Source organism: Micromonospora sp. NPDC050276, from assembly GCF_044459545.1.
In the GTDB taxonomy this organism is placed as follows: domain Bacteria; phylum Actinomycetota; class Actinomycetes; order Mycobacteriales; family Micromonosporaceae; genus Micromonospora.
The window spans coordinates 251935-276108 of sequence record NZ_JBITJA010000009.1 but is presented as its reverse complement, the minus strand read 5'-3'; the positions used below and the strand labels follow the sequence as shown (position 1 = coordinate 276108).

Annotated in this window: 21 protein-coding genes; 13 read left to right on the top strand and 8 right to left on the bottom strand. The window is 72.0% G+C overall.

All coding sequences use genetic code 11. The features are described from left to right. Positions 1 to 137 precede the first annotated feature (137 nt). From ACIBF8_RS22015 to ACIBF8_RS22005, 3 genes are all read left to right on the top strand, one after another. Complete coding sequence (locus tag ACIBF8_RS22015) at positions 138 to 1154, top strand: coiled-coil domain-containing protein (RefSeq protein WP_396785197.1); 1017 nt, start codon at positions 138 to 140, stop codon at positions 1152 to 1154. A gap of 36 nt (positions 1155 to 1190) precedes the next feature. Continuing rightward, complete coding sequence (locus ACIBF8_RS22010; RefSeq protein WP_396785195.1) at positions 1191 to 2753, top strand: fused MFS/spermidine synthase; 1563 nt, start codon at positions 1191 to 1193, stop codon at positions 2751 to 2753. A gap of 83 nt (positions 2754 to 2836) precedes the next feature. Then, complete coding sequence (locus ACIBF8_RS22005; protein WP_396785194.1) at positions 2837 to 4492, top strand: protein kinase; 1656 nt, start codon at positions 2837 to 2839, stop codon at positions 4490 to 4492. A gap of 56 nt (positions 4493 to 4548) precedes the next feature. On the opposite strand, the gene ACIBF8_RS22000 is transcribed toward ACIBF8_RS22005, so the two are convergent. Further along, positions 4549 to 5217, bottom strand: coding sequence for a potassium channel family protein (locus ACIBF8_RS22000; protein WP_396785192.1), 669 nt, complete (start codon positions 5215 to 5217; stop codon positions 4549 to 4551). A gap of 59 nt (positions 5218 to 5276) precedes the next feature. Then, positions 5277 to 6611 carry a TrkH family potassium uptake protein gene (locus ACIBF8_RS21995; protein WP_396785190.1) on the bottom strand — a complete coding sequence of 445 codons (1335 nt, stop codon included), beginning with the start codon at positions 6609 to 6611 and terminating at the stop codon, positions 5277 to 5279. 139 nt (positions 6612 to 6750) lie between these two features. Here ACIBF8_RS21995 and ACIBF8_RS21990 point away from each other — a divergent pair, with 139 nt between their 5' ends. From ACIBF8_RS21990 to ACIBF8_RS21955, 8 genes are all read left to right on the top strand, one after another. Next, a complete protein-coding gene (locus tag ACIBF8_RS21990; protein ID WP_396785188.1) occupies positions 6751 to 7863 on the top strand; it encodes a glycerophosphodiester phosphodiesterase in 1113 nt (370 codons plus the stop codon). 380 nt (positions 7864 to 8243) lie between these two features. After that, positions 8244 to 9443, top strand: coding sequence for a substrate-binding domain-containing protein (locus ACIBF8_RS21985; protein ID WP_396785186.1), 1200 nt, complete (start codon positions 8244 to 8246; stop codon positions 9441 to 9443). A 3-nt stretch (positions 9444 to 9446) separates the two neighbouring features. Further along, on the top strand, positions 9447 to 10190 hold the full coding sequence (locus ACIBF8_RS21980; RefSeq protein ID WP_354819773.1) for an ABC transporter ATP-binding protein: 744 nt from the start codon (positions 9447 to 9449) through the stop codon (positions 10188 to 10190). Beyond that, positions 10190 to 10915, top strand: coding sequence for an ABC transporter ATP-binding protein (locus ACIBF8_RS21975; protein WP_396785185.1), 726 nt, complete (start codon positions 10190 to 10192; stop codon positions 10913 to 10915). The genes ACIBF8_RS21980 and ACIBF8_RS21975 overlap by 1 nt, the downstream gene beginning before the upstream one ends. Beyond that, the gene (locus tag ACIBF8_RS21970) at positions 10915 to 11805 is read left to right on the top strand and encodes a branched-chain amino acid ABC transporter permease (RefSeq protein WP_396785183.1); all 891 of its coding nucleotides are present in this window, start codon (positions 10915 to 10917) and stop codon (positions 11803 to 11805) included. The genes ACIBF8_RS21975 and ACIBF8_RS21970 overlap by 1 nt, the downstream gene beginning before the upstream one ends. Beyond that, positions 11802 to 12905 carry a branched-chain amino acid ABC transporter permease gene (locus ACIBF8_RS21965; RefSeq protein WP_396785181.1) on the top strand — a complete coding sequence of 368 codons (1104 nt, stop codon included), beginning with the start codon at positions 11802 to 11804 and terminating at the stop codon, positions 12903 to 12905. The genes ACIBF8_RS21970 and ACIBF8_RS21965 overlap by 4 nt, the downstream gene beginning before the upstream one ends. 143 nt (positions 12906 to 13048) lie before the next feature. Beyond that, a complete protein-coding gene (locus ACIBF8_RS21960) occupies positions 13049 to 15178 on the top strand; it encodes a DEAD/DEAH box helicase (protein ID WP_396785180.1) in 2130 nt (709 codons plus the stop codon). A 143-nt stretch (positions 15179 to 15321) separates the two neighbouring features. Next, on the top strand, positions 15322 to 16329 hold the full coding sequence (locus ACIBF8_RS21955; protein ID WP_396785179.1) for a hypothetical protein: 1008 nt from the start codon (positions 15322 to 15324) through the stop codon (positions 16327 to 16329). Positions 16330 to 16477: 148 nt separating this feature from the next. On the opposite strand, the gene ACIBF8_RS21950 is transcribed toward ACIBF8_RS21955, so the two are convergent. After that, a complete protein-coding gene (locus tag ACIBF8_RS21950; protein WP_091402568.1) occupies positions 16478 to 16894 on the bottom strand; it encodes a helix-turn-helix domain-containing protein in 417 nt (138 codons plus the stop codon). A 249-nt stretch (positions 16895 to 17143) separates the two neighbouring features. Between ACIBF8_RS21950 and ACIBF8_RS21945 the strand changes: the two genes are divergently transcribed. After that, positions 17144 to 17593, top strand: coding sequence for a hypothetical protein (locus ACIBF8_RS21945; protein ID WP_396785177.1), 450 nt, complete (start codon positions 17144 to 17146; stop codon positions 17591 to 17593). 10 nt (positions 17594 to 17603) lie between these two features. Here the strand turns inward: ACIBF8_RS21945 and ACIBF8_RS21940 are convergent, their stop codons facing one another. Then, complete coding sequence (locus tag ACIBF8_RS21940) at positions 17604 to 18764, bottom strand: class I SAM-dependent methyltransferase (protein WP_396785176.1); 1161 nt, start codon at positions 18762 to 18764, stop codon at positions 17604 to 17606. Between the two features lie 87 nt (positions 18765 to 18851). After that, the gene (locus ACIBF8_RS21935) at positions 18852 to 20564 is read right to left on the bottom strand and encodes a DEAD/DEAH box helicase (protein ID WP_396785174.1); all 1713 of its coding nucleotides are present in this window, start codon (positions 20562 to 20564) and stop codon (positions 18852 to 18854) included. A 448-nt stretch (positions 20565 to 21012) separates the two neighbouring features. On the opposite strand from ACIBF8_RS21935, the gene ACIBF8_RS21930 reads away from it, so the two are divergent. Then, on the top strand, positions 21013 to 21642 hold the full coding sequence (locus ACIBF8_RS21930) for a ferritin-like fold-containing protein (protein WP_396785173.1): 630 nt from the start codon (positions 21013 to 21015) through the stop codon (positions 21640 to 21642). A 96-nt stretch (positions 21643 to 21738) separates the two neighbouring features. Here the strand turns inward: ACIBF8_RS21930 and ACIBF8_RS21925 are convergent, their stop codons facing one another. The 3 genes from ACIBF8_RS21925 to ACIBF8_RS21915 all read right to left on the bottom strand — a co-directional run bounded on the left by ACIBF8_RS21925 (position 21739) and on the right by ACIBF8_RS21915 (position 23531). Beyond that, positions 21739 to 21966, bottom strand: a complete 228-nt coding sequence (locus ACIBF8_RS21925) for a DUF3107 domain-containing protein (RefSeq protein WP_030329796.1) — start codon at positions 21964 to 21966, stop codon at positions 21739 to 21741. A gap of 64 nt (positions 21967 to 22030) precedes the next feature. Next, positions 22031 to 22669, bottom strand: coding sequence for a TetR/AcrR family transcriptional regulator (locus tag ACIBF8_RS21920; protein ID WP_203152031.1), 639 nt, complete (start codon positions 22667 to 22669; stop codon positions 22031 to 22033). Between the two features lie 529 nt (positions 22670 to 23198). Beyond that, positions 23199 to 23531, bottom strand: a complete 333-nt coding sequence (locus tag ACIBF8_RS21915) for a hypothetical protein (RefSeq protein ID WP_396785248.1) — start codon at positions 23529 to 23531, stop codon at positions 23199 to 23201. Positions 23532 to 24174: the final 643 nt, after the last annotated feature.

Below are 24174 nucleotides of genomic sequence, written 5' to 3'. Positions count from 1 at the left end.
CTCAGGGGGCTGGTCACCGGCCCAGAGTCCGGTATCGTGACCGGCGGTCTCCGCCAGCAGGCCGCCGACCGGCGCCGGTGGGGACGCCGCCGCGTAGTGGTCAACCGGGGGCCGGCGGTCGACGGAAGGACGCTTTCGTGCCCAGGACCAGGCTCAGCCCGCGGCTCGGTCGCCGCGCTCTGTTCGCCCTGTTCGCCGCCGTCGCGCTGGTGCTCGGCGGCGCTGCCGTGCCCGCGTACGCGGAGCCGGGCGAGGGCGGCAGCAAGAAGCTGCGGGACGCGTTGGAGCTGACCGCCAAGGGGCACATCGAGGCCAAGGCCAAACTGGACAATTCCAAGCGTCGCCAGGCGGCGCTGACAAGCGAGCTGACGGCGCTGGAGGGCCGGCTGGTCGGGCTCACCGCCCAGGTCGGCGAGGTGGCCGCACAGTCGTACCGCTTCGGCCGGCTGAGTGCGGCGTCGATGCTGCTCAACACCGCCACGCCGGAGGCGTTCCTGCAACGCGCGGGCGACCTGGACCTGATGGCCCAGCGGGACAGCAAGCGGCTGCGTGATCTCACCGAGGCGCGGCAGCAGGCGCAGCAGGCCAAGGTCGCCATCGACGCCGAGGTCCGCGAGCAGCAGAAGCAGCTCGCCGTGATGGCGAAGAAGAAGAAGGAAGCCGAGGAGGCGCTGGCCGAGGTCAGCTCGGGCAGCAGCAACGGTTTCAGCGGCGGCAGCTCCGCCTCGGCGAAGCCGGCCCCGCGCAACTCCGACGGGTCCTGGCCGTCGGAATCCTGCTCCGTGAACGACCCGACCACCTCCGGATGCATCACCCCGCGCACCCTCAACGCGCTCAAGCAGACCCAGGCGGCCGGCTACAAGCGGCACGTCTCCTGCCACCGCAGCGGCGGAGGCGGCGAGCACCCGAAGGGCAGGGCCTGCGACTTCGCGGCCGCCACGAACGGCTTCGAGGACAAGAACGCGACCGGCGGCGACAAGGCGTACGGGGACAGCCTGGCCGCCTGGCACGTGCGTAATGCCGACCGGCTGGGCGTGCTCTACGTGATCTGGTACCGGCAGATCTGGCATCCCGGCACCGGGTGGCGTTCGTACAGTGGGAGCGGCAGTCCCGCCGCCTCCCACACGAACCATGTTCATCTCTCGATGTACTGACCCGAAGCACCAGCTTCGCTGCGTACCATCGCGACGATGAGTTCCCCACCGTCCGACGTAGCGGCCCCGCCGGCTTTCCCTGGCCCGCCCGTGCCGGTCACCGGCCGGGCGCTGCCCAACGGCCTGGCCGCCTTCCTGGTCTTCTTCTCCAGCGGCGCCGTGCTGGTGCTGGAGACCGTCGCGCTGCGCCTGGTCGGCCCGTACGTCGGGGTGACCCTCCAGGTGACCAGCTCGGTGATCGGTATCGCGCTGGCCGCTATCGCGTACGGGGCGTGGTCCGGCGGCTGGCTGGCCGACCGCCGTAACCCCCGTGGGCTGCTGGCGCCGGCGCTGGTGCTGGCCGGCATCGCCACCGCGGTCACCCTGCCCGTCGTCCGATACGCCGGTGAGGTGCTGCGCGGTGGTGCGGCCAGCGGCATCCTGCTCCTGGTGGCGCTGGCGGTGTTCGTGCCGGCCGCCCTGTTGGCCGCCGTCACCCCGTTGGTCGTGAAGCTCCAACTCGCCGACCTGCGCCGCACCGGTCAGGTGGTCGGCCGGCTCTCCGGGATCGGCACCCTGGGCGGCATCACCGCCACCCTGCTCACCGGGTTCGTGCTGGTCGCCGCGCTGCGCAGCACCGTCATCCTGCTGGCGTTGGCGGTCGCGCTCGGGCTGGTCGGCATCGGTCTCGGCTGGTACCTGCGCCGGCAGGAGCCCACCGAGCTGCCCGGTCCGGCCCGGGCCCGCGCCGCGTTGGCCGTGCTCGGCCTGGTCGGGGCGGGGCTGAGCACGGTGGCACCGAACCCGTGTGACATCGAGACGGCATACCACTGCGCCCGGGTCACCCCGGACCCGTCCCGAGCCACCGGGCGGACGCTGCTGCTCAACTCCGCCCAGCACTCGTACGTGGACCTCGCCGACCCGAAGCACCTGGAGTACGCGTACACGAAGTGGATCGGCGCGGTCGCCGACGTCGCCGCGCCGGCCGGTCAACGCCTGGACGCGCTGCACCTGGGCGGCGGCGGGTTCACCGTGCCGGGTTACCTGACCGCCACCCGACCGGGCACCGACAACCTGGTGTTCGAGATCGACGGCGGGCTGGTGGAGCTGGGTGAGCGGGAGCTGGGCGTACGCCCGGGGCCGGAGCTGCGGGCGGTGGTGGGTGACGCCCGGATGCTGGTCGCCGGCGAGCCGACGGACGGTCGCGACCTGGTGGTCGGTGACGCGTTCGGTCACCTGGTGGTGCCGTGGCACCTCGCCACCCGGGAGATGGCCGCCGACATCCGGCGGGTGACCCGCCCCGGCGGGGTGTACGTGCAGAACGTCATCGACTACCCGCCGCTGCGGTTCATCCGTGCCGAGCTGGCCACGGTGGCCGCCGAGTTCGGGCACGTCGCGTTGATCGCGCCGCCGGAGGCGCTCGCCGAGGAGCAGGGCTCCAACTTCCTCATCGTCGGCTCCGACGCGCCGCTGCCGCTGGACGCCGTCCGCGCCCGGCTGAGCGAGGTGGACCCGAAGGTCAGCCTGCTCTCCGGCAAGGCGCTGACGGACTTCGTCGGTGGGGCGATGGTGCTGACCGACGACTACGCCCCGGTGGACCAGCTGCTGGCCACCGCATAGGGCACGCCCTGAACGGGTGACAATCCTGACCGATTCCGATACGCCAGGTGTAGGCCGGTCGTTCCTGGGCAACAACGGTCACCATGGGCGGTGGGGACCGAAAGGGCGCGCAGCTACTCGATGAGCGGTACCGGCTGATCGAGCAACTCGGCGCGGGCGGTATGTCGGTGGTCTGGCGCGGCTACGACGAGGTGCTCGGCCGTCAGGTCGCGGTGAAGGTGTTGGCCTCCCGGTTGGCCAGCGACCGGGCCTTCCGGCACCGGATCCGGATCGAGGCGCAGGCCGCCGCACGGCTCTGCCATCCCAACATCACCAACGTGTACGACTACGGCGAGTCCGAGCAGGTCGGTCTGACCGTGCCGTACGTGGTGATGGAGCTGGTCGACGGCGCTTCGCTGGCCAGCCGGCTGGGCCGGGAGAGCCAGCTGCCGTGGCGGGAGGCGGTGACCATCGGTGCGGAGGTCAGCTCGGCCCTGGCCACCGCGCACGTTCGCGGTGTGGTGCACCGCGACGTCACCCCGGGCAACGTCATGCTCACGTCGACCGGGGTCAAGGTGGTCGACTTCGGCATCTCCGCGCTCGTCGGCGAGAGCGAGAGGGGGCCGGACGGCGCGCTGCTGGGCACTCCCGCGTACCTCGCCCCGGAACGCCTGGACAACGGCCAGGTCTCCCCGGCCACCGACGTGTACGCGGTCGGGCTGCTGCTCTACCGGATGCTCACCGGCCGACTGCCGTGGCGGGCCAGCACGACCACCCAGATGCTGCGGGCGCACATGTACAGCGACCCAGAGCCGATGCCCACCGTCCCGGGGCTGCCCGACGGGGTGGCCGACCTGGTCGGACGCTGCCTGGCCAAGCGGCCCGCCGACCGGCCGGCGACCGCAGAGCTGACCCGCACCCTCGCCGACGCGGCCGGCATGCTCACGGCGGTGCCGGTCTCCCCGGCCGGCGGGCCCCTGGACGCGGCCATGCTCGGCAGTGCGCGTACCACGATCCTGCCCTGGTCGGCGGCGACCGACGCGTTGCCGCTGTCCCGGACCCGGGATCGGAACCGTCGGACGCGGCAGCGAGTGACCCGGCGTCGGCGGGTGGAGGCCGGCGTGGCCGCCGTCGGCTTGATCGCGGTCACCGGGGCGATGTGGGGGTTCACCTCGCGTAGCCCAGCCAGCGGCGGGGACCGGCCGACCACCGAGGCCCGGATGGGTCTGCCGGCGGCGCCGCCCTGCGAGGTGGCGTACGCGCTGCGCACCGACTCCGGCAAAGAGTTCGCCGCCGAGCTGACCCTGACCAATACCGGTGGTCGTGAGCTGCGGGACTGGACGATGAGTTTCACCTTCCCCGGGCAGCAGACGGTGACGAAGGCGGAGCCCGCACCGGTGCACCAGCAGGGAAGCACGGTGCTGATCCGGCCGGCGGCCCACCGCACCACGCTCGCGCCCGGCGCGGCCGAGAAGCTGACCCTGACGGGTAAGTACAGCGGGGCGAACCCGCTGCCGGTCGAGTTCCGGCTCGGTGAGGCGACCTGCGGCGTCCGGGTGTCCGGGGTCGCCGGCAGTACGCCCTCCACCGCCCCGCCGAGCAAGACCGCCACGACGAAGGCCCCGCCCAAGGCCGCGACGGTGCGTCCCGGCTCCGGTTCGGGCGGCGGTGCGCCCAAGGCCAAGCCCCCGAAGCCGGCCAAGGAGCCCGCGAAGCCGAAGGCCGCGGAGCGGGGTGGTCCGGGAAAAACGGGAAGGTGACCAAGGGGCCGGGTGGTCACCGGAAGGGACGGTGAGCCCCGCCCCGGGGTACGCCGTCAGCTCATCCCCGCGAACCGTTGGACCTGGTCGATTCCGCCCTCGACGATGAGTACCCCGCCGTGGGGAAGTGCCGTGTCGTCGGAGGCGTACCGGAAGCGCTCGCCCGGCAGTTTGGCGCCGACCATGCGCACCCCGAAACGCTCCTCTGGTCGCAGGTCGAGCAGGGTGCGCCCGACCAGCGACTCCGGCACCCGGACGGTGGCGATGGCGAAGTCGTCGTCGAACTCGATGAAGTCGAGCAGCCGGCTGACGATCAGGTGGGCGACCCGATCCCCGGTCTCCGCCTCCGGGAAGATCACGTGGTGCGCGCCCACCGATGACAGGATCTTGGCGTGTTTCTGCGAGGTGGCCCGAGCCCAGATCTGGGGCACACCCAGCTCGACCAGCGCCAGCACGGTCAGCACGCTTGCCTCCACCGAGGCCCCGATGGCCACCACCGCCCGCCCGAAGCTGGTGATGCCCAACTGCCGCAGCGCTCCCTCCTCGGTCGAGTCAGCCTGCACCACCCGGTCGAGCTGCGCCGACCAGCGCTGCACCTTCTCCGGGCTGCGGTCGATGGCCAGCACCTCGCGGCTCATTCGGGTCAGCGACCCGGCCAGGTGGCAACCGAATCGACCCAACCCGATCACCACGATGCCGCTGCTGTCCGCCCGTTTAGCCGACACCTCGGTCCTCCTCACGCCTGGGCGCCGGCTCGGCTCGACCGGCACCTCCGAAACACGCCCTAGCCGACAATGGGTTGCTCTTGGGGGTAGCGGTAGAGCCGACGTCGGGTGTTCAAGGCGATCGCCGACCCGAGGGTGAGCGTCCCGACCCGGCCGATGAACATGAGCACGGTCAACGCCAGCTGGCCGCCGGCCGGCAGTTCGGCGGCCAGGCCGATGGTCAGTCCGGTGGTGCTGAACGCCGAGGTGATCTCGAACAGCGCCGCCACGAAGCGGACGCCCTCGGTGAGCAGGAGCAACACCATCGTTCCGCCAATCACCAGCGCGACACTGAGCAGCGCCACCGTGACCGCCTGCCGCTGGCTGGCGGTGGCCACCCGCCGGTGCCCGATCGTCACGTCGGGCTCGCCCCGCAACTCCGCCCAGATGGTGAACGCCAACAGGAAGAACGTGGAGACCTTGATGCCACCGGCGGTGCTGGCGCTGCCGCCACCGATGAACATCAACACGATCAGCAGGGGATAGCTCTCCTCTTGGAGGGCCGTGATGTCCAGCACGCTGAAGCCGCCGGTGCGACTCAGCGCGATCTGGGTGAACGACGCGAGGATCTTGCCCGATGCGTCGTACTGGCCGATCGTGTCCGTGTTGGTCCACTCGGCGGTGAGCAGGCCGGCGAACCCGACCAGCAGCAGCACCGCACTGCCCCAGATGGTCAGCTTCGTCGCCACCGCCCAGCGCGTTGGTTGACGCCACTCACGGACCGCCTCGAACAGGGCCGGAAACCCGAGGCCGCCGATGATCCCGCCGACCGCCAGGGGCAGCGACACCCACGGGTCACGACTGAAGGCCAGCAGGCCGTCGGTGTACAGCGCGAAGCCACCGTTGTTGAACACCTGCACGGCGTGGAAGACACCCGACCAGAGGGCCTGCCCGAACGGGTAGTCGTAGGTCAGCCAGAGCCGACCGGCGACCAGCACGGTCATCACCGCCTCGCAGGCGAAGACGGTCAGCGCGATCCGGCGGAGCAGCCGACCCACGTCGCTGATGCCGAACTCCGCCGTCTCGGCCTGCACGAGCAACCGGTTGCGCAGCCCGAGCTGACTGGAGACCACCAGGATGACCAACGCCGCGACCGTCAGGATGCCGAGACCGCCGAGCTGGGTGAGCAGGGTGATCACCAGCAGTCCGGGGCCGGACCAGTAGTTCGGCGTGTCGGTGATCGCCATACCGGTGACCGACACGGCTGAGGTGGCGGTGAAGAGCGCGGTGACCAGCGGCGGGCGCTGGTGCTCGACGGTCGCCCAGCGCGCCATGAGCAACCCGGTCCCGAGCAGGATCGGCAGCAGGAACGCGAACGGCACCAGCCGCACGGGATTGCGGAAAAACCGGCGCACCAGACAATCTTCCTGTCCGCCCGCGACCCTGGAGTGGGAACGGGCATTCCGGAGATTCATCTGCCGGCCAGCCATCGACCAACTCCTGGCAAATCGCGGGCGGTCTGCTTACCCCGACCACCGACGACAGGAGACGGCGTTGCGACGTACCCTCTCGACCTTCGGCGTGGCCGGCGCTCTGCTCGCCGCCGCCGTGGTCCTGCCGACCATGGCCGCCGCCGAACCGGCCACGACCGCGGACCGCTCCCGGGCGACCGACGGACCCATCGTGATCGGCCACCGTGGCGCCAGCGGCTACCGGCCGGAGCACACGCTGGAGGCGTACCGGTTGGCGATCCGGATGGGGGCCGACTACATCGAGCCGGACCTGGTCTCCACCTCCGACGGCGTGCTGGTCGCCCGACACGAGAACGAGATCTCCGGCACCACCGACGTGTCGAACCACCCGGAGTTCGCGGCCCGCAAGGCGACGAAGACCATCGACGGTGTGGCGGTGACCGGTTGGTTCACCGAGGACTTCACCCTCGCCGAGTTGAAGACACTGCGGGCCAAGGAGCGGCTGCCGCAGGTACGCGCGGCGAACACCGCCTTCGACGGCCGCTTCGAGGTGCCCACCCTCCAGGAGGTCATTGACCTGGCCCGGACCGAAGGGCGGGCACGGGGCCGCACCATCGGGATCTACCCGGAGACCAAGCACCCGAGCTACTTCGCCGCGATCGGTCTTCCGCTGGAGGAGCCGCTGCTGCGGACGCTGCGGCAGAACAAGCTGGACCGGAAGAACTCGCCGGTCTTCATCCAGTCGTTCGAGACGGCCAACCTGCGCCGGCTGAGCCGGCTGACCGAGGTGAAGCTGATCCAACTGCTCGACGCCGCCGGCCGCCCGTACGATTTCACCGCCGCCGGTGACACCCGCACCTACCAGGACCTGGCCACCGCGGCCGGCCTGAAGTGGATCGCCGGGTACGCCGACGGCATCGGCGCGAACAAGAACCTGATCGTGCCCCGGAACGCCGCCGGCGCCCTGCTCGCCCCGACCACCGTGGTGCGCGACGCGCACCGGGAGCACCTGCTCGTGCACGCCTGGACGTTCCGCGCCGAGAACCAGTTCCTCCCGGTGGACTTCCGGATCGGCACCGACCCGAACGCGCGCGGCGACATCACCGCCGAGTACGAGCTCTTCCTCGGCCTGGGCCTCGACGGTGTCTTCAGCGACCACCCGGACACTGCCGTCGCCGCCCGCGCCGGCCTCTGACCGAACCTCGGCCCGGAGCTGATCCGCTCCTGGGCGAGTTGAGGCAGCGATCTTCGCCCGCGGGGCATCGAGTGCGGTCGGGCGGGGGGTTTCCGGTCGGGGTGCTCGGCGACGGTCGTCGGCGCTGCCTGCGCACGACGGGCTCTGCGGCTGACCGATCGGGGCGAATGGCGCGAGGCGACACACGGCTTGGGTGGTCCGTGGGGGTTGGGGCCATCGAGGGCGAGGGCTCCCGGCTGGTAGTGCGGCCCGTTGTAACCCTCGGCCACCTCATTCCTGTTACTTGTGTGTTTCTGCCACATAGCTCGTGGGTGACGTCACTTCTAGCGTGAGCCGACACGAAGAAGTTCTCTCCCTCCGAGTCCTCATGTGGAGTCGCAATGACGGTCCGGACGACGCGGCGGGTGTTCCTCTCCGCCGCCACGATGATGGCCGCGGCGTTGGCCGCCACGGCCTGTGGCAGCCCGCAGGACACCGCCACCGGCGGCGGCGACAGTGCCGCGCCGGTCAAGGTCGGCCTGGTGTACTCCCAGTCGGGTGCCCTGGCCAGCTACGGAAAGCAGTACATCGAGGGGTTCAAGGCGGGGCTCGACTTCGCCACGAAGGGCACCGGCAAGGTCGGTGACCGGAAGATCGAGCTGACCGAGGTGGACGACGCGGGCGACCCGGCCAAGGCGGTCTCCGCGGCGAAGGACCTGATCGGCAAGGGCACGAAGATCATTGCCGGCTCCACCGCCTCCGGTGTGGCGTTGCAGGTCGCCCCCATCGCCGCGCAGAACAAGGTCCTCTTCATCTCCGGCCCGGCCGCCACGGATGCGGTGACCGGCGCGAACAAGTACACGTTCCGCTCCGGTCGGCAGTCCTACCAGGACGTGGTGACCGCCAAGTCGTTCATCGGCGACCCGACCGGCAAGAAGGTGGTGGTCTTCGCCCAGGACGGCGCGTTCGGCGACGCCAACGAGGCCGCCGTCAAGGCCGTCATCGGTGGCGCGGGCGCGACCGTGAGCAGTGTCCGGGCCCCGGCCAGTGCCACCGAGTTCACCCCGTTCGCCAGCCAGATCAAGGCCGCCAAGCCGGACCTGCTCTTCGTGGCGTGGGCGGGCACGACCGCTCCGGCCATGTGGCAGACCCTCGACCAGCAGGCCGTACTCTCGTCGACCACGGTCGTCACCGGCCTGGACATCCGCGCCTCGTGGCCGACCTTCGGTGCTGCCGGCGCGAAGATCTCCTTCCTGTCGCACTACTTCGACGGTGCCAGCGACACCGAGGCCAGCAAGGCGCTGAAGGCCAAGGTCAACACCATCGACCTGTTCCACCCGGACGGCTTCGCCGCCGCGCAGATGGTGGTCCGTGCCGTGCAGGAGGGCGGTGACGACGTCGACAAGATGGTCACCGCGCTGGAGGACTGGAGCTTCGACGGGGTCAAGGGCAAGATGACCATCCGGGCCGCCGACCACGCGCTGCTCCAGCCGATGTTCCAGGCCAAGCTGACCGGCAGCGGCACCGCGTTCACGGCCACCGCGCAGAAGAGCCTCACCGGTGACGAGACCGCGCCGCCGGCCGTGGCCATGAAGGGCTGACCCATGCTCGCCACCCGCGGTCTGACCTGGCGGATCGGTGAGGTCGCCATCGTCGACAGCGTCTACCTCGACCTGGCGCCCGGGGAATTCCTGGGCGTGATCGGGCCGAACGGCGCCGGCAAGACCTCACTGTTCAACCTGATCACCGGCCTGCGCCGGGCCACGGAGGGCCGGATCACCCTGGACGGGCAGGACATCGGAGCGCTTCCGCCGCACCGGCGGGCCCGCCTCGGACTGGGCCGTACCTTCCAGGCGTCCTCGGTCTTCGGCTCGCTCAGCGTGCGGGAGAACGTCCGGCTCGCCGTGCAGGCGCACCGCGGGGGCTCGATGGCACTGTGGCGGCGGGCGGCGGCCGACCGGGAGGTCGCCGCCGCCGCCGACGCGGCGCTCGACCGGGTCGGCCTCGCCCACCGGGGTACGGCGCTCGCCGGCACCCTGGCGCACGGCGAGAAGCGCAAGCTGGAGATCGCCCTGCTGCTCGCCGGCGAACCGCGGGTGATGCTGCTGGACGAACCGATGGCCGGGGTCAGCGCCGAGGACGTGCCGGAGCTGGTCGCCGTGATCAAGTCGTTGACCGGCGACAGCGGCCGGGCGGTGTTGATGGTCGAGCACCACATGGACGTCATCCTGGAACTGGCCGACCGCATCGCCGTCATGCACCACGGCGCCCTGCTGGCCTGCGACACCCCGGAGACGGTGATGGCCAACCCCACGGTGCAAGAGGCCTACCTGGGGGAGCAGCTCTGATGGAACCCATCCTCAGTGTGCAGGACCTGTCGGTCCGGATCTCCGGGCTGCACATCCTCCAGGGGGTGTCCTTCACGGTCGCCCCGACCGGCGTGACCGTGCTGCTCGGCCGCAACGGTGTCGGCAAGACCACCACGCTGCGCGCGATCGTCGGCCTCACCCCGCCCGCCGGGGAGGTCCGCGGCACCATCCGGATGGGCGCGCAGAGCCTGCTGGCCCGGCCCACCCACCGGCTGGTCCGCGGCGGGCTCGGTTACGTACCGGAGGACCGGTGCGTGTTCGCCGGCCTCACCGTCGCCGAGAACCTGCGGCTCGCGGAGCGGCGCGGCACCAGCCCGGCGTACGACAAGGTTTTCGCGCTCTTTCCGGAGCTGGACCGGCGCGGACGGCAACGGGCCGGTTCGCTCTCCGGCGGGCAGCAGCAGATGCTCGCGATCGGTCGGGTGCTGCTCAACGACAACCGGCTGCTGCTCGTCGACGAGCCGACCAAGGGGTTGGCGCCGAAGGTGGTGACCGAGGTGGCCGAGGTGTTGGAACGGGTCGCGGAGTCGGTGCCGGTGCTGCTCGTCGAGCAGAACCTGGCCGTAGTCCGGCGGCTCGCGAAGGACGCGGTGGTGCTGGCCGCCGGCAAGGTGGCCTGGACCGGCGACGCCCGGGAGTTGCTGCTGGAGACGGCGTTGACGAAGTCGCTGCTGGGTGTCGGCTCGGCGGAGGTGAATCACTGATGGGCACCGTGATCCTGTTGGCGTTGACCGGGCTCGGTTTGGCGGCGCTGTACTTCCTGGTCGCCTCCGGCCTGTCCCTGGTCTTCGGCCTGGCTGACGTGCTCAACTTCGCGCACGGGTTGTTCCTCGGCGTCGGCGCGTACGGCACCTGGTGGGCGGCGGGCAACCTGCCCGGCGCCGGCTCCGACGGGTTCGGCTTCGTGGTCGCGGTCGCCTTCGGGGTGGCCGCCGGCACGCTGGTCGCCATCCTGGTCGAGTTGGTGCTGATCCGCCCGCTGTACTCCCGCACCATCGAGCAGGTACTGGTCACCGTCGGTCTGTCCCTGGCCGGGGTGGCGCTGCTCCAGGCCACCTGGGGTGCGGACGCCCGGCCGTTCCCGCGTCCGGACTGGACCCGGGAGGTGACCGGGATCCTCGGCGCGCAGGTGCCCAACGGTGGCCTGCTGCTGATCATCGCGGCGGTGCTGGTGCTCGGCGCGATCCTGGCGTTCCTGCGCTGGACCCGGTACGGCCTGGTGATCCGGGCCGGGGTGGAGAACCGGGAGATGGTGACCGCGCTCGGCATCGACGTGCGCAAGGCGTTCACGCTGGTCTTCGCGATCGGCGGGGCGGCCGCCGCGCTCGCCGGCGCGCTGGGCGGGGTCTACTTCGGCACCGTCTCGCCCGGCCAGGGCAGCTCGCTGTTGATCTTCGCGTTCATCGTGGTGGTGATCGGCGGGATGGGCTCGGTGGTCGGCTCCGCGTACGCGGCGGTCGTGGTCGGGCTGGTGCAGCAGTTCGTCAACTACTACGGCACGTCCGGGCTGGGCGACATCTGCGTGGTCGGGCTGCTGGCCGTGGTGCTGCTGCTGCGTCCGCAGGGCATCGCCGGAAAGGTGGCAACGGCATGACGCTCCTCGAGGCAACACCGGCGCCGGCGCCCACCGCGCCGAAACCGGGCCGCGCGCACCGGGTCCGCCCGTTCCTGCCGCTGGTCGCGCTGGTCGTGCTGGCGATCCTGCCGTACTCGACGATCTCCCTGCCGGGGATCTTCGAGGGGCCGGTCAACTCACCCGGCACCCTGCAACTGCTCGCCATCTGCCTGATCTTCGGTGGCTTGGCCGCCGGGTACGACCTGCTCTTCGGCCGGACCGGGATGCTCTCCTTCGGGCACGCGCTCTACTTCGCGGCCGGCGTCTACGGCACCGACATCCTCATCACCCGGGCCGGTCTGCCGCTGTGGCAGGCGGCGCTACTGACCATCACCGGCGGTACGATCCTCGCCGCGCTGCTCGGCGCGGTGGCGCTGCGGACCGTGGGCATCGCGTTCGCCATGGTCACGCTGGCGTTCGCCCAGGTGGGCGCGATCCTGGTGGCACGGGACTTCGGTGGGCTCACCGGTGGTGAGGAGGGCCTGCCGCTGGACGTGTCCGGGCTGCCCGCCGGGTTGGTCGGGGTGACCAACACCGTCAACCTGTACTGGCTGGCGCTCGCGTACCTGACGCTCGTGGTCTTCGTGGTGCACCGGGTGAGCGGGTCGCCGACCGGGCGGGTGCTCGCCGGGCTGCGCGACGACGAGCGGCGGATCGGGGTGCTCGGGCTGGACCCGTATCGCTACAAGCTGGTGGCGTTCACCCTGGCCGGCGGGTTGGCGGCGGCGGGCGGGGTGGTCTACGTCCTGATCGTCGGCGGCGCGTCGCCGCACATCACGTCCTCCGAGCTGACCCTGTCGCTGCTGGTGATGGTGGTGCTCGGTGGGCCGGGCACCCGGTGGGGTCCGGTGCTCGGTGGGGTCCTCTACATGTACCTGGACCACCGGCTCACCGCTTTCGGCACCAGCGACGCGGTGGACAACCTGCCGGCCGTCCTCAGCCGCCCGCTGAGCCAGCCGCTGTTCGTCCTCGGCACGGTCTTCATCCTGGCCGTCTACTTCTTCCCCGGCGGCCTGACCAGCCTCGCCCCCCGCCTAACCCACCTGACCAGAACCCTCCGCCCCCGCCCCCCAACCTGATCCCCCTGCCCCCCTGCCCCCCTGCCCCCCTGCCCCCCGCTTGACCCTGGTGATCAAGAGGTTTGCGTCAGGATTCGACCGGAGAATGACGCAAACCTCTTGATCAACAGGGTGATGGCGGGCGGCGCTGGTAGACATGTCGGGTGAGCGAGGACCGAACAGCGGTACGGGAGCGGGCCGAGGCGGTGCTGCGCCGGCTGGCCGGTGACCACGCCCGGCTGCGCGAGGATCAGTGGCGGGCCATCGAGGCGCTGGTCGTCGACCGGCGACGGGTGCTCTGCGTCCAGCGGACCGGTTGGGGCAAGTCGGCGGTCTACTTCGTGGCCACCGCCCTGCTCCGAGACCGTGAGCAGGGCGACCAGGCCGGGCCGACCGTCATCGTGTCGCCGCTGCTGGCGTTGATGCGCAACCAGGTCGAGGCGGCCGCGCGGGCCGGCATCCGGGCCCGCACGATCAACTCGGCGAACCTCGACGAGTGGGACGAGATCACCGCCGAGATCCAGACCGGCGCGGTGGACGTGCTTCTGATCAGCCCGGAACGGCTCAACAACCCGGATTTCCGCGACGGCGTCCTGCCGAAGCTGGCCGCCACCACCGGTCTGCTGGTGGTCGACGAGGCGCACTGCGTCTCCGACTGGGGGCACGACTTCCGGCCCGACTACCGGCGGCTGCGGACGTTCCTCGCCGAACTACCCGAGCGCACCCCCGTGCTGGCGACCACCGCCACCGCCAACGCCCGGGTCACCCAGGACGTGGCCGAGCAGTTGGGCGACGCCCTCGTCCTGCGCGGCACCCTGGACCGCGAGTCGCTGCGCCTCGGGGTGCTCGACCTGCCCAGCCCGGCGCACCGGCTGGCCTGGCTCGCCGACCACCTGGACCAGCTGCCCGGCTCGGGCATCGTCTACACGCTGACCGTGGCGGCGGCGGGGGAGACGGCCGAGTTCCTGCGTTCCCGGGGCTACCCGGTCGCCTCGTACTCCGGACAGTCCGACGACGCCGACCGGCGGGCCGCCGAGCAGGACCTGCTCGACAACAAGATCAAGGCGTTGGTCGCCACCAGCGCCCTCGGCATGGGCTTCGACAAGCCCGACCTGGGTTTCGTCGTCCACCTCGGCGCGCCGCCTTCGCCGATCGCGTACTACCAGCAGGTCGGTCGCGCCGGCCGCGCCGTGGAGCACGCCGAGGTGCTGCTGCTGCCCGGCGTCGAGGACGCCGCGATCTGGCGCTACTTCGCCTCGCTGGCGTTCCCACCGGAGGCGCAGGTCCGGGCCGTGCTGGCCGCCCTGCACACCGACCGCCCGCTCTCCACCCAGGCCCTCGAACCCCTCGTCGACCTGCGCCGGGCCCGACTGGAGCTGATGCTCAAGGTGCTCGACGTGGACGGCGCGGTCCGCCGGGTGCGCGGTGGTTGGCTCGCCACCGGCGAGCCCTGGGTCTACGACGAGGCCCGGTTGCGCCGCGTCGCCGAGGCGCGCACCGTCGAGCAACAGGCCATGCGGGAGTACGCGACCACGGCCGACTGCCGGATGCGGTATCTCCGGGAACGCCTGGACGACACCGAGGCGGCCGACTGCGGCCGATGCGACCGGTGCGCGGACCCCCTCTTCGCCGCCGACGTGTCGACGGCCGCGCTCGCCGCCGCGCAGACCTTCCTGGGCCGACCCGGCGTGGAGATCGCGCCGAAGAAGCTCTGGCCGACCGGGCTCGACGCGGTGGGCGTACCCCTCAAGGGCCGGATCGCCCCCGCGGAGCAGGCGCTGCCGGGCCGGGCCGTCGGGCGCCTCTCCGACCTGGGCTGGGGTGGCCGGCTGCGTGCTCTCGTCGGCCCCGACGCGCCGGACGGGCCGGTGCCCGACGACGTCGCCGGCGCGGTCGTGGAGGTGTTGAAGGCGTGGGCACACGGCGACGACCCGTGGCCCCGCCGGCCGGTGGCGGTGGTCGCGGTCGGTTCCCGTCGGCGGCCCCGGCTGCTCGGCTCGCTCGCCGAGCGGATCGCCACCGTGGGCCGGCTGCCGCTGCTCGGCGAGGTCACCGCAGCCGGCCCCGGCGGCCCAGCCGGGCCGCGCGGCAACAGCGCCCAACGGGTACGCGCGCTGCACGACGCCTTCACCGTGCCGACCGAGTTGGCCGATGCCCTGGCCGGACTGGACGGCCCGGTGCTGCTCGTCGACGACCTGATCGACTCGGGTTGGACGATGACGCTGGTGGCCCGGGCACTGCGCCGGGCCGGCGCGACCGACGTCCTCCCGCTCACCCTCGCCGTGGCCGGCTGACCCGTACCGCTCGCCATGCTCGAAGCAGTCGGGGGTGGCTTCGGCGCTGCGAGCCCGGTTCCCGGGCGGCGTCGAATGCGACAGTCGCCACGCCGTCCGGGCGTCGGCCTGACCGGGCCGGACGCGGCGGTACCGTGGGCGGCATGACCGACCACCAACCCGTCCGCCGTGCGTCCGCCGGCACGGACCTGACCGCCGGTGACGAGGCCGGGCAGGTGCTGGGCGGGTCTGATCAGGTCTCCGCCGGGCCGGACCGGAGCACTCTCCGGCTGGCGCTGGTGGTCGGCGGCCTGATGCTCGCGATGCTGCTCGGCTTCGGCCTCGGCCGGATGAACACCAAGAGCGCCGCCACCGGCAGTCCGTCGTTGGCCGCCGAGCACACCGACCCGCCGGGTGTCGCCCCGCACAGCCACGGCTCCGCCACGGGCACCGACCAGAGCGCGGCCACCGAGCCGGGCGGTCTGGCGGTCAGCTCGTCCGGGCTCACCCTGGTCCCCCTGGCCACCGAGTTCGCCGCCGGCCGCCCCGGTCAGCTCCGCTTTCAGGTACGCGACGGGCAGCGCCGGCCGGTCACCCGGTTCGCCATCGTGCACGACAAGCCGCTGCACCTCATCGTCGTCCGGCGGGACCTGACCGGTTACCAGCACCTGCACCCGACCATGGCGGCGGACGGCACCTGGTCGGTCCCGTTGACCCTCGCGCAGCCCGGCCTCTGGCGCGCGTACGCCGACTTCACCGTGGTCGCCGACAACGGCGCGCAGGCCGCGGTGACCCTCGGCGCGGACCTGACCGTGCCCGGTGACTACCGGCCCCGCCCACTGCCCGGGGCGGCCGCCACGGCGACCGTGGGCGGCTTCACCGTCGGTTACCAGGGCACCCCGCAGGCCGGGGCGACCGTGCCACTGACCTTCCGGGTCGACGGGGCTGGCGGTGCCGCCCGACTGGAGCGGTATCTCGGGGCGTACGGGCACCTGGTGGCGTTGCGCGAGGGCGACCTTGGCTACCTACACGTGCACCCGGAGACCGAGCTGGTGGACGGCCAGATCAAGTTCTGGCTGACCACTCCCGGCCCGGGCCGCTACCGCCTCTACCTCGACTTCCAGGTGAACGCCGAAGTCCGAACCGCCGAGTTCACCCTGACCGTCCCCTAGGCCACCCACCCACCCACCCACCCACCCACCCACCCACCCACCCACCGGCCCCGCCCTCATCGGCGTTGATCATGAAGTTATTGCCTCCCGCCGCGGCGTGTCGTGGCAATAACTTCATGATCAACCGCGCTCGGAGCGGGGGTGGGGATTAGCCGGCTCGGCGGATGGGGCGGCGGGCCAGGTAGCGGAGCAGGTCGCGGATGTGGTGCTTCTCCTCGGCGGGGACCGTGGGGTCGGCCAGCCGGTCGAGGATGGCCCGGACGTCGGCCTCGACCGGACCGTCGTCGTGGCGTCGGCGGGGAGCGGGGCCGGCGTCGGGCAGCCCCAGCGCGCGGAACGCGGCGGCGACCGGCAGGTCCAGTGCGGCGCAGAAGCCGCGCACCTTGGCCAACTCGGGATAGTCCTGCCAATCACCGGCCAGCCAACGGAACACGGTGGAGCGCCCCACGCCCGTGTGCGAGGCAAGATCGGTCACGGTCCAACCACGTTCGTCGCGAGCATCATCGATGGCGCGCCGGACGAAGCGGGCGAAGGCCATCTGCGGTGATACGTCGGCAGATCCCATCCCTGTGTGTCTTCCCCTCCTGCCGGAGCACCGGGACGATGCGCCTTCCGAGGGTAGTACGCCGGGGGCGGGAAACAATTGACTGACCGCACAAACTGTCCCGTGGGCGAGACTTTTCTTCTGGAAGCGTGTGTGCAGAACGAAAATTGCACCGAGCGATCATCGTCGTTCTTCTATTAAGCTCGGTGCCCGTCCCGACCTGGCGTTTTTCGCCTGCCGCGTCCGTCCGGACCATCGCCGAGGAGCACCATGGCCGAATCGAGCCGCCCCCAGCCGTACCAGCCCGGTGCGGTGAGCCTCTTCTTCGTCGCCAAGGCCGGCGTCTTCGCGGCCGCGTTCTGGATCTGGTTGCTGGTTCTGGTGCTACGCACCGAATCCGCGACTGGCCTCCAGGTGCTGGCCGCCACCGGCACCATCACCACCACGCTGGTCGCCGTACTGCTCGGTGCCCGGATGGCGTTGCAACACAACGCCGCCATCCGGCACGCCGAGATGAAGAAGCTGCTGGTGGACATCTCCTGGAACGCCTTCGCGGCAGCCGGAAACGCCGAGAGCGGGGGCAAGGTCGTGCCATTCCCGTCCGCCCCCGGCGACGGTGAGCGGGCCGCCCAGCGGTCGGGTGCCGACCGGGTGTCGGTCCTTGAGCGTGGTGCCGGCGAGCGCAACGGTGGCCGGGAGCGGGGGGATCGTCGGCGCTAGCCACCAGGAGCTAGGAGGCGGATGCCTCTCCGGCGGCCAGCAGGGTCTCCAGTCGCGGCGTGACCTGCCACTGGTCCACCAACTCGCGGTATTCCGCGCGCTGCGGCTCGGTCGCCCCAGCACCGGTCCGACGTGCGCGGATCAGCAGGTTACGTGGCGTGTGCTGCGAGTCCACGAACTCCACCACCTCGGTCCGGTACCCGTGCACCCGCAGCAATCCGGCGCGTAGCGCGTCGGTGAGCACGTCGGCGAAGCGCTCACGCAGGATGCCCTGCCGAGTCAACAGCTCGTACGGGGCCGGGGCGGGGTTGGTGCGGAGCTGCTTCGCCAGGTCGTGGTGGCAGCACGGCGCGGCCAGCACCCAGCGGGCCTCCCAGCGCACCGCGCGGGCCAGCGCCTCGTCGGTGGCGGTGTCGCAGGCGTGCAGCGCCAGCACCAGATCGGGGGCAGGGTCGACGACGGCGCCGGCGATCGTCCCGGCGACGAAGCTGACCTGGTCGGCCCAGCCCAGTCGCTGTGCCAGCTCGGTGTTGCGCCGCCGTTGGTCCTCCCGGACGTCCACGCCGACCAGCTGGACGTCGAGCCCCCGACTGGTCAGGTAGCGGTACGCGGCGAACGTCAAATAGGCGTTGCCGCAGCCCAGATCGACCACGCGTAGCGAACCGGTCAGATCGTCGGGCAGGGTCGCGGCCAGGGCGCGCAGGAACGCGTCCACCTGGCGGCGCTTGGCCGCCGAGCCGCCGATCTCGGCGAAGATCGGGTCACCGGGGTCGAGCAGGTACTCCTTGGCCCGGTCATTTCCGGTGGGCGTCGCCGCCGGGCGGGGCGTCGCGGCCCGGTGCACCTGCGCTTCGCCGGATTTGGTCACCCGTAGTTGGAGCGTGGCGTCGGCCGTCTCAACGTGCCAGTTGCCGAACGGCTCGGCCAGCAGCTCGTCGACCGCCGCGGCGGCCTCCGGACCGGAGGCGATGTTGCGGGTGTACGGGCGAGCGCCGTCGGACGTGGTGATCTGGATCCGGGGCCCGGCCTTCAACGTCACCGGCCGCAGTTCGGCCCGCTCAACGGTGGGGCGGCGCCCGCGGCGACGCCCGGCGGCGACCGCCCGGGTCAGCGCGGGGTCGAGCAGCAGCGCCCGAACCTCGGTCAGGGCAGCGTCCAGTGGTTGCGGCATCGTTCCATCTTCGGCAGGTGGGTGGGAGATGGGAACATCCCCCGCACCGCGCGAGGCGGTCCGGGGGATGTCAGGTGTGGCTGGTGGTCAGTCCGCGGTCGCCTCGGCCGGCGTACCCGCACCGGAGCCGCCACCACGGCGGCGCCGGCGGCGGCGCGGCTTGGAGGCCTCGCCGTCGGACGCGGTGGCCGGCTCGGTGGGGCCGGCGTCGGCGGAGATCACCGCGGTCGCCTCGCCCGCGACCACCTCGCCGGCCCGGCGGCGACGCCGGCGGCGGGGGGTACGGGTGCCTTCGTCGGCGGTGTCGGTCGCGGCTGCCTCGGCGACGGCCGGGGTGCCGGCATCGGAGCGGTCGCGGCGGCCATCGCCTCGACCACGGCGCTCACCTCGACCCTCACCACGACCCTCACCACGACCCTCACCACGGCTCTCACCGCGGCGGGAGCCTCGGCCACCGCTGTCGCCCCGGCGGGAGCGGGTCGTGCCACCCAGGTCCTCTTCGATCTCGGCGGACAGCCCGGCCCGGGTGCGCTCGGCGGTGGGCAGCGTGCCGGTGACCTCGGTGGAGATGTGCAGGTCGGTGTAGAGGTGTGGCGAGGTGTGGTACGTCTCCGGCGGCTCCGGCATCTCCAGACCGAGGGTCTTGTCGATGATCCGCCAGCGGGGCATGTCGTCCCAGTCGACGAAGGTCACCGCCACACCCGTCGCGCCGGCCCGGCCGGTACGACCGATCCGGTGCGTGTAGGTGTCCTGGTCTTCCGGGCAGTCGTAGTTGATGACGTGGGTGACGCCGGTGACGTCCAGCCCTCGGGCCGCCACGTCGGTCGCGACCAGGATGTCGATCTTGCCGGCCCGGAAGGCCCGCAGGGCCCGCTCGCGGGCACCCTGACCGAGGTCACCATGCACCGCTGCGACCGCGAACCCACGGAAGTCGAGGTCCTCGGCGACCCGGTCGGCGGCCCGCTTGGTACGCGTGAAGATCATGGTCAGCCCGCGCCCCTCCGCCTGGAGGATGCGCGCCACCACCTCGACCTTGTTCATCGAGTGGGTGCGGTAGACCAACTGCTGGGTCTGCGGCGACGGGCCGGTCTCGGCGGTGTGCCCGGCGTGGATCGTCATCGGCTGGCGCAGGAAGCGCCGGGACAGGGTGACGATCGGGTCCGGCATGGTGGCCGAGAAGAGCATCGTCTGCCGGTCTTCCGGGAGCATCGCCAGGATCTTCTCGACGTCGTCGAGGAAGCCCAGGTCGAGCATCCGGTCGGCCTCGTCGAGGACGAGTGCGTGCACCCGGTCCAGCCGGAGGTGCTTCTGCTTCTGCAGGTCCATCAGTCGGCCGGGGGTGCCGACCAGGATCTCGACGCCCTTGCGCAGCGCGTCGATCTGCGGCTCGTACGCCACGCCACCGTAGATCGGCAGCACGCGGACGCCGCGCGTCCGGCCGGCGGCGGCCAGATCCTTGGCGACCTGGATGCCGAGCTCGCGGGTGGGGACGACGACCAGCGCCTGGGGAACACCGTCGCTGCCCTCGCCCGGGGCGAAGACCCGGTCGAGCAGCGGTACGCCGAAGCCGAGGGTCTTACCGGTGCCGGTGGGCGCCTGGCCGATCAGGTCGACGCCGCGCAGCGCGATCGGGATCGCGTACTCCTGAATGGCGAAGGCGCGGGTGATGCCGGCCGAGGCCAGAGCCTCGACGGTCTCGGCGCGGGCGCCGAGTGCGGCGAACGTGGGGGCCTCCGGTCGGACCGGGGCGGTGGGGGCCAGTTCCTGGCCGTCCAGCAAATCTTGAGTCAGCTCGCTCATGTGGATGTGGGGGTGCCCTCTCGTGGGTGCGCCCGTCATGTCCTCAGGGCGCGATCGGTATGACGCGGGCCACACGGTCGGCGGCAGATTGCCGAGCCGGACCGGGCCGCACGCGCGCCGCGGGCTGAGCTTCGATCAGATCGGCGCCCACGGCAACTGCTCCATGTTACCTGAACAGGCATGCCCCCGTCCCGATTCCCGACCCGCCACTCGACACGCGGGGCAAGCAAATGTGACCCACGCCATACCCGCGTCTCTCTGCCCCCTCCCTGCTCGCCGGCCGACGTCGACGTCGACGTCGGCGTCGATCATGGAGTTGTGGTGGGGGACAAGGTCTGTAAAAAAGTGCAAATCGGGCACCACTAGTCCATGATCGACCGGGACGGCGTGGGACGGCGTGGGACGGCGTGGGACGGCGTGGGGGACGGGCGCACGGTAGCCTGCGCTCGTGTCTGCCGTCGTCGGTCTGCTGGGTCTGGTCGCCTTCGGTGAGCTGCTCGCCTTCGAGCGGATGGCCGGGGATGCCCGGCTCGCCCCGGACCTGCGCCGTCGGGCGGCGCTGAGCGAGATGGCCGCGGCCGAGATCGCCAACTACCGGCGCCTCGCGGACCGGCTCAGTGCGCTGGGCGTGCCGCCGGAGGACGCGATGGCCCCCTATGTCGAGCCGTTGCAGGCGTACCACGACTCGACCGAGCCGCGGGACTGGGCGGAGGCGGTCACCAAGGCGTACGTCGGCGACGCGATCACCGACGACTTCATCCGCGAGATCGCCGACGCGCTGGAGGATCCGGACCGGGCGCTGGTGCTGGACGTCCTGCACGACTCCCGGTATGCGGACTTCGCCGCGGCGGAGATCCGGGTGGCCGTCGCCGACGACCCCCGGGTGGCTGGTCGGCTCTCCATGTGGGCCCGGCGGCTGGTCGGAGAGGCGCTGTCGCAGGCCGGCCGGGTGGCCGCCGAGCGGGCCACGCTGACCATGCTGATCGCGCGGGACGGCCGGGTCGACGTGCCCGGGCTGTTCGGCAGGCTCACCACCGCGCACACCGCGCGGATGGCTGCCGCCGGGCTGAACAACTGACCACCGGGCTGAACGACTGACCGCCCGGCTGGTCAGCGCCGGTGCCGGCCTGCGGCAGGTGGGTTGAACGCCGACCTGCCGCGATGGCCGGACCGGTCAGCGGACGGTGAAACCGACCGCCCGGGGCGACGCCTCGGCGATCTCGACGTAGGCGACCTTCTCGACCGGAACGATGACCCGCCGGCCCTTCTCGTCGGTCAGGGAGAGCGTGCCGCCGTTACCGGCGAAGGCGTCGGTCACGATCTGCTCGATCTCGGCCGGCGACTGCGCGCTGTCCAGTACCAGCTCGCGCGGCGCGTACTGCACGCCGATCTTGACCTCCACTGTGCCTCCTCAACTGGGGCGAAAGAACCGCCCTGCGAAGGCTATCCGATCACGGGGTCGGCGGTCAGGCTGACTCACCTTGCAGCGGGAAGCTCGCGATGCCCCGCCAGGACAGCGCCGCCACCAACGCCTCGGCCTCCGCCTTCGGCACCTGCCGGCCACCGGCCAGCCAGAACTGCGCGGCCGTCTCCGCCGCACCGACCAGCCCCGAGGCGAGCAACTCGGCGTGCGCCCGACTCACCCCGGTGTCGGAGATGATGGTGTCGGTGATCGCCGCGATGCAGCCCTGCTCGACCCGCTCCACCCGCTGCCGCACCGCCGGGTCGTTGCGCAGATCCGACTCGAAGACGAGACGGAACGCCTCGCTCTCGTGGTCGACGAAGTCGAAGTACGCCCGTACCGAGGCGCTGACCCGTTCCTTGTTGTCGCTGGTGCCCCGCATGGCGTCGTGCACTTTAGCGACGATGGCGTCACAGTGCGTGTCGAGCAGCGCCAGGTAGAGATCCATCTTTCCGGGAAAGTGTTGGTAGAGCACCGGCTTCGAAACCCCGGCCCGCTCGGCGATGTCGTCCATCGCGGCGGCGTGGTAGCCCTGCGCGACGAACACCTCCTGCGCCGCAGCGAGAAGCTGCTTGCGGCGCGCGGAGCGGGGCAGACGGGTGGGCCGGCCAGCGGTCTGTGCGCCGTTCCCCGCAGCGGTCATGGGATCCTCCGAGTTCTCCGTACGAGCCGGCATTTTCGCCCAGACCGGGCGAGGCCCGTGACCTCCGTCGTGGAAATGGCCCGCCGCTGTAACTTATCGCCACTCTCGGCACACGGTAGCCTCAGCGGGGGCGACCAAGGAGCGCGCGGTGAGTGAAACAGGGCAACCCGGAGCCGCCACCCCGGGAGAGCACGGTGACGGAGCGGGCCAGCACGACGACCCGAGCCGTTCCGTCAGTGGGTGGGCGCCGGCGGCGGGTGGGTGGCCCCGAGCTGCCGACCCCGAGGACGCCCGGGACGAGGCGCCGCGCTGGCAGCCCGACCCCGCGTCCGGCTGGCGTACCTCGTCCACAGGGCACGGCGACCTGCCGTCACCGCTGGTCGGGCGGTCGGATGACCGGGAGCCACCGGCCCGCGTGAACGGCCATCACGCCAACGGCGTGCGCCGCCCGGACGACACCAACGGCGTCCGTCATCCCGCTCTCGAACCACCCGCAGGCCGTTCCACGCCGGTGAGCGCACCGCCCGGGCTACCCACCGAGGGCCGCCCCGGGCCGGCCAGCGACCGGCTCGTGGTGCCCGCCCAACGTCCCGCACCGACGGCGGAGCAGGGTGCCGCCGAGCCCGATCCGGGCCCCGCCCACCACTCCACCGCCGATCCGACTGCCGCGCACCGTGCCCGCTGGGCCGAGCCCGGGTTGCCCACCTCGGCGCCGCCAGCCGTCCAGGTTCCGCCCGTGGGCACCGCGGCGTCGGGTTTCGAGGTGCCACCCGGCCTCCACGCGCCCGGCGGCGAGCGGCTGACCGCCGACGAGACCCCGACCGGGCCGCGCGACTGGCGGGACCCGCTCGCGCCGGAGCACCCGGCGACCTCGGGACGCACCCCGGCCGGGCACGCCGAGAGCGAGCCCGGTCGCGCCGCTGAGAGTTCCCGGCCGGGAGAGCCGCACCATCCCGGCGAAGCACACCGGGCCGGAGAATCGTCGGCCATCGAGCCCGACTGGTCGGGGCCGAACTGGAACCGTCCGAGTTGGGGTGGCGGCTGGGCCCCGCCCTGGTCCCGTCCAGACGACGAACCGGTTGACCCGGCGGCCCGGGACGAGTCGGCGCCCGGCTGGGTCGCCGAGCCCCATCAGCCGTACGAGCCGGTGCGCGCCGAGGCTCCCCGCCCGTACGAGCCGGTCCGTGCCGATCCACCCCGTGGGTATGAACCCATTCTGGCCGAGTCCGACTCCACGCCGGAGCGCCCCACCGAGCCGACCAGCACGCCGCCCGCCGACCGTCCGCCCTGGGCGGGTGGCCCGACGCCGACCAGTGGTCCGCCCGCCGACCGTCCGAGCTGGGCAGGCTCCGCGGCGAGCGGCGGACCCCGGGCCGACCGCCCGTCCTGGGCCGGCGGGTCCGACCCCGAACCCACCAGCGCGCCCCCGGCGCGGCCGTCCTGGGCCGGCGGGTCCGATCCGACGCCGACCAGCGTCCCGCCGGCGCGGCCGTCCTGGGCCGGCG